The 5,813-nt window shown below is 74.0% G+C and carries 5 protein-coding genes; all 5 read left to right on the top strand.

What is annotated here, in order from left to right; all coding sequences use genetic code 11:
* Positions 1–114 precede the first annotated feature (114 nt).
* Positions 115–1,812, top strand: coding sequence for a GT4 family glycosyltransferase PelF (pelF, locus tag NOD94_RS28960; protein WP_281209088.1), 1,698 nt, complete (start codon positions 115–117; stop codon positions 1,810–1,812).
* Positions 1,809–3,218 carry a hypothetical protein gene (locus NOD94_RS28965; RefSeq protein WP_281209089.1) on the top strand — a complete coding sequence of 470 codons (1,410 nt, stop codon included), beginning with the start codon at positions 1,809–1,811 and terminating at the stop codon, positions 3,216–3,218. The genes pelF and NOD94_RS28965 overlap by 4 nt, the downstream gene beginning before the upstream one ends.
* A gap of 88 nt (positions 3,219–3,306) precedes the next feature.
* A complete protein-coding gene (locus NOD94_RS28970) occupies positions 3,307–4,308 on the top strand; it encodes a GDP-mannose 4,6-dehydratase (RefSeq protein ID WP_281209090.1) in 1,002 nt (333 codons plus the stop codon).
* An 81-nt stretch (positions 4,309–4,389) separates the two neighbouring features.
* Positions 4,390–5,103, top strand: a complete 714-nt coding sequence (locus tag NOD94_RS28975; protein ID WP_281209091.1) for a sugar phosphate nucleotidyltransferase — start codon at positions 4,390–4,392, stop codon at positions 5,101–5,103.
* 7 nt (positions 5,104–5,110) lie between these two features.
* Positions 5,111–5,813: NAD-dependent epimerase/dehydratase family protein (locus NOD94_RS28980; RefSeq protein ID WP_281209092.1), on the top strand; the 703-nt coding region annotated here is incomplete at its 3' end.

Raw genomic sequence — 5,813 nt, forward strand, 5'->3', positions numbered from 1 at the left:
CCCCCCCCCCCCCCCCCCCCCCCCCCCCCCCCCCCCCCCCCCCCCCCCCCCCCCCCCCCCCCCCCCCCCCCCCCGGTCCGACCACCCCCACCACACCGGCCGTGGAGCCCACCCATGCACGTTCACCACGGCGCGCGCCGAAGGCATGCGACGCACGTCACCCTCCTCACCGAAGGCACCTATCCCCACAGTCACGGCGGCGTCAGCGTCTGGTGCGATCAACTCGTCCAGGGCATGCCTGACGTCGACTTCGAGGTCATAGCCGTCACCGGCACCGGCCGCGAACCCTTGGTCTGGGACCTGCCCGGGCACGTCCTGGGCGTCAGCACCGTCCCCATGTGGGGCCCCGCCCCGGAGGGTCGCGCCCCCCGCGGGCGCGGCCACCGCCGACTGTCCGGCGCCTACGAACAGTTCCTGACCGCCCTCCTCGACCCCTGCGCCGAAGCCGGGTTCGCCCCTGCGCTCTACACGATGGCGGGGGCCGCCGCCGACGGCGTACTGAGCCCGTTCCTGCGGGGCGACCACGCAATCGCCGTCCTCGCGGCGGTCTGGAACCGCCCCGGGTACGCCGTGCGCGAGGCCCGACCGACCCTGCACGACGCGCTCACCGCGACCTCCCTGCTGGAACACGCCCTGCGGCCCCTGGCCGCCCCGCTCCCGGAGCACGGCGTGGCCCACGCGGTCAGCGGCGGCGTCGCCGCACTCCCGGGACTCGCCGCGCTGGAGCGGCACGGGGTCCCGCTGCTGCTGACCGAACACGGCGTCTACCTGCGCGAGCGCTACCTCGGTTACCGCACCGCGCCCTACCGCTGGCCGGTGAAGGCCGTCGTCCTCGGCTTCTTCCGGCTGCTCGCCGAGGAGAGCTACCGGCGGGCCGCCCTCGTCACCCCCGGCAACCGCTACAACCGCTTGTGGGAGGAACAGGGCGGCGCCGACCCCCAGGCCATCCGTACGGTCTACAACGGCGTCGACCCCGCGGCCTTCCCGCCCGCCGGGCCGGAACCGCAGGCGCCGACCCTCAGCTGGGCCGGCCGGGTCGACCCGATCAAGGACCTGGAGACCCTGATCCGGGCCTTCGCCCTGGTCCGCGCACGCGTACCCGATGCCCGACTGCGCCTGTTCGGTGGGACCCCGCGCGGCGGGGAGGCCTACCGGGAGCGGTGCGAGACCCTTGCCCGTGACCTCGGACACGCCGACGCGGTCACCTTCGAGGGCCGGGTCGACGACATCAAGGACGCCTACGCGGCCGGCAACGTCGTGATGCTGTCCAGCATCAGTGAGGGCTTCCCGTTCACCCTCATCGAGGCCATGTCCTGCGGACGGGCGACGGTGTCCACCGACGTGGGCGGCGTACGCGAAGCGGTCGGCGAGGCGGGCCTGGTGGTCCCGCCGCGCGATCCGCAGGCCATGGCCGACGCCGCCCTGGAACTGCTGGGAAACCCCCGGCGCCGCGCCGACATGGGCGAGGCGGCCCGGCTGCGGGTCATCGAACAGTTCACCCTGCGCCAGACCATCGACACCTTCCGCTCCATCTACCTGGAACTCCCCGAACTCGACCGCACCCCGCGCACCCGTCGCCTCACCCGGGTCCCGCGCGTCCCGGCGACCGCCGACGTACGCACACCCGAGCCCGCGACCGCGCCGCCGGCGCCCGTGGTCCTCACCGCCGTGTCCGTCGCCGACGGCCGCTCGCGCCGCTACGAACGGGCCCGCCCCTTCGTACCGCCCTCGTGGGCCCAGGACCCCGGCGCGCAACCCGCACACGAGGCCGGCACCTCCGCGGCCACCGGCACGGGGAGCCGCGTCGGATGAGCGGGCCCATGTCACTCGAACCCGGCGGAGCCAACCAGGACACGCTGGCTCTGAGGCTGGCGGACACCGCCGCGCGTCCGCCCCGCAGGCTGTGGGCGGAAACCACCCTGACCCTGAGGCTGCCCGGCCCCGACGAGGAGGCGGTCAACCGGCTCGCCGCCGAACTGGCCGACCGCGTCGGCCCGGCCGTCCACCCGTACGAGGTGGCGGCCCTGTTGGAGGCCGAAGGCCTCTCCGCCGAGGTGATCCGGGAACGCTACGGACACCCCAACATCTTCTCCCTGGCGGCGGCGCTGTACGAACGGGTGCCCCGGGTCTTCCCGGAGCCCGCCCGGACCCCGGACCCGTGGCGGCCGGACACCGTACGGTGCCTGCTGCGCGGCCTGCTGTTCGCCCTGCCCGGCCTGGCCTACCTGCTCACCGCCCCGCTCTGGAACCCGGGCCGGCACGCCACCGGGCTCGTCGTCGCGGGCATCGTCTCCTGGGCCTGGGGCCAGGCCCTCGGACACCGGGCCTACCTGAGGATGGTGGCCGGACAGCGGGAGGCCGCCCGCACGCTGCTGATCGGCACGCCCGTCGGAGCCGCCCTCGCCACGGCCGCCGCCGCGGCGGCGGCCTCCGGTGGCGGGGCGGCCACCGGAGCCGCCGCCGCCCAGTCGCTCTACCTGGGCGCCGCCGGCATCCTCCTGGTCCTGGGACGCGAGCGACTCCTCCTGCTCGCGCTCACCCCGCTCATCGTCGGCGGCGCCGTCCTGCCGTGGTGGGAACCGGGAACCCTGTTGCGGGCGGGGCTCCCGGCCGCCGCGCTCCTCGCGACGGGAGCCGCCGTCGCCCGGGCACTGCGCGCCGCGTACGCCGCCCCGGCCGCCGCCGACGGGGGCGAACGACCGCCGCTGCGCAAGTCGTTGCCGTACGGGCTCTTCGGCCTGGGGGCGGCGCTGCTCGTGCTGTTGGAGGGGCGGGCCGAACCGTACGCCGTCATCGCGCTGACCGTGAGCATGGGCCCCGCCGAATGGCTGCTGTACCGCTTCCGCGGCCTGTCCGTCACCGCCCTCGGCGCGGCCGCGACCCCCGCCGGGTTCCTGCTGCGGTCGGCCGGGGTCCTCGGCCTCTGCCTGACCGGCTACCTGCTGCTCCTGCTGCCCGTGGCCCTGCTGACCGGGGCCGGCCCCGCCACACTGCTGCTGCTCGCCGCCACCCTGTGGACCGCGCTGCTGCTCCAGGCCTTCGGGGTGGCCTGGCCGCCGGCGGTCATCTGTCCGGCGGCCGCCGGAGCCGCCGGCGCCGCCGCCCTGCTGGCGCCCGCGTCCGGAGCGCGGGTCCTCACCCTGGCCTGCTGCCTCGCCGCGGCGGCCCTGGCCGGATGCACCGTGTGGATCCTCGGACGCCCGGCCCGGCACGCCTGACGGCCCGGCGGGGCGCCGCACCCGCCCCACCCGGCGGCCAACCACGCACGCCCGTACGACCTTCCAACGAATCCGAAAGGCAGATCAGTTGACCTCCGCACCGCTCGCCGCCGTCACCGGGGCCGAGGGCTTCATCGGCTCTCACCTCACCGAAGCCCTGGTCTCCCGGGGCTACCGGGTCCGCGCCATGGCCCAGTACAACTCCTTCTCCTCGTACGGGTGGCTGGAGACCCTGGCCCCGGACGTCCTCGACCAGGTGGAGATCGTCCTCGGCGACGTCCGGGACCCCGGCTCGGTCCGAGGACTCCTCGAAGGCGCCGACGCCGCCTACCACTTGGCCGCGCTCATCGCGATTCCGTACTCCTACCGGGCGCCGCACAGCTACGTCGACACCAATGTCACCGGAACCCTCAACGTCCTGGAGGCCGTCCGCGCGCTCGGCACGCCCCGCCTGGTGCACACATCGACCAGTGAGACGTACGGCACCGCGCAGACCGTCCCCATCACCGAGGACCACCCCATCAACACCCAGTCCCCGTACGCCGCTTCGAAGGCGGGAGGCGACCGGCTGGCCGACAGCTACCACGCCAGCTTCGACACCCCCGTGGTCACCCTCAGGCCGTTCAACACCTACGGCCCGCGCCAGTCGATGCGCGCGGTGATCCCCACCGTCATCGGCCAGGTCGCCGCCGGGGAACGCGTCATCACCCTCGGAGACCTGCGCCCCACCCGCGACTTCAGCTTCGTCAAGGACACCGCGCAGGCCTTCCTCGCCGCGGGCACCGCACCCGCCGACCGCGTCGTGGGCCGCACCTTCAACTCCGGTACCGGCGGCGAGATCTCGGTCGCCGACCTGGTCACGCTGATCGGCAAGGTCATGGACGTCCCGATCGAGGTGCGCGAGGACGACGAACGGATCCGACCGGCCGCATCCGAGGTCATGCGCCTGGTCGCCGACGCGAGCCGACTCACCGCCGCCACCGGCTGGCAGCCCGAACACACCCTGGAGGAGGGACTCGCGCACACCGTCGAGTTCTTCCGCGACCCGGCCAACCTGGCCCGCTACAAGACCGGCATCTACAACATCTGACCGCACGCGTTCCGCCGGTGATCCACACATCCCCACGTCACTCAACTCATCGTCCCCCCACGCAACCCAAGGAGGAGACCCATGTACGCAGTGATCCTGGCGGGCGGCAAGGGCGTCCGGCTGCGGCCCTACACCACGGCCCTGCCCAAGCCCCTCGTGCCCATCGGTGACCAGCACGCGATCCTGGAGATCGTGCTGCGTCAGCTCTCGGCGGCCGGATTCACCCGCTGCACCATAGCCATCGGCCACCTGGGCGAGATCATCCGGGCCTACGTCGGCGACGGCTCCCAGTGGGGCATGAGCATCGACTACGCCACGGAGGAGAGCCCCCTCGGCACCATGGGTCCCCTGCTCAACCTGCGCGACCGGCTCCCCGAGCACTTCCTCGTGATGAACGGCGACGTGCTCACCGACCTCGACTACGCCGACGTGTTGCACCGGCACGAGGAATCGGGGGCGCCGCTGACCATCGCGACGTACCCGAGAAAGGTCCACATCGACTTCGGAGTGCTCACCACCCAGGCCAGCCGTGTGGTGGCCTTCACCGAGAAGCCCAGCATGGACTACCACGTCTCCATGGGCGTCTACGGCCTCAGCCGCTCCACCCTCGACAACTACACCCCCGGGCTGCCGCTCGGATTCGACGAACTCGTACTGGACCTGCTGGCCGGCCAGAACCTGCCGCAGTCCTACGCGTTCGACGGCTACTGGCTCGACATCGGTCGTCCCGACGACTACGACAGGGCCAACGCCGAGTTCACCAGCCGCAAGTCCTTGCTGCTCAAGGGAGCCTGACCACCTCATGCGCATTCTCGTCCTGGGCCGAACCGGCTACCTGGGCGCCCATGTCGTCGACCGCCTGCGCGCCCTCCCGGGCGCGCGGGTGTTCGACGGCGGTCGCTCACCCGACGCCGACTTCGGCGTCGACCTCGCCGCCGATCGGCCCGAACGGCTCGCGGGCGTCCTCGCCGCGGCCGCACCCGACGCGGTCGTCAACTGCGCGGGCGCGACCGGAGGGGACGCCGTGACGCTGGCCGAGGTCAACGCCCGCGGTCCCGCGGTACTGTGCGCCGCCCTCCGGGTGGCGGCACCCCGGGCCCGCCTGGTCCACCTCGGCTCGGCCGCCGAGTACGGGCCCGGCGACCCCGACACCCGGGTGGCGGAATCGGCAGCCACCCGTCCGGTCACTCCGTACGGCGCCACCAAACTGGCCGGCACCGTCGCCATCACCTCCTCCGGACTGGACGGCGTCGTCCTGCGAGTGGGCAACCCGGTCGGGCCCGGAGCCCCGCCCAGCGGACTGCCCGGACGGATCGCCGCCCTGCTGCGCGACGCCGGAACGGACCCCGAGGCGGTGCTGCGGCTCGGCGACCTCTCCGCGCACCGAGACTTCGTGGACGTGGGGGGGGGCGCGGCCCCCGCGCCCCCCCCGCGCCCCCCCCCCCCCGCCCCGCCCCCCCCACACCAAAAACGCCCCCCCCCCGCCCTGCCCGCCCCCGACCTAG

It is taken from the genome of Streptomyces sp. Isolate_45 (genome assembly GCF_024721315.2).
GTDB lineage: Bacteria > Actinomycetota > Actinomycetes > Streptomycetales > Streptomycetaceae > Streptomyces.

What these genes read in the sequence shown, in the direction of transcription:
- pelF (WP_281209088.1), top strand. Translation starts at nt 115, where the DNA reads ATGCACGTTCACCACGGCGCGCGCCGAAGGCATGCGACGCACGTCACC.
- NOD94_RS28965 (WP_281209089.1), top strand. Translation starts at nt 1,809, where the DNA reads ATGAGCGGGCCCATGTCACTCGAACCCGGCGGAGCCAACCAGGACACG.
- NOD94_RS28975 (WP_281209091.1), top strand. Translation starts at nt 4,390, where the DNA reads ATGTACGCAGTGATCCTGGCGGGCGGCAAGGGCGTCCGGCTGCGGCCC.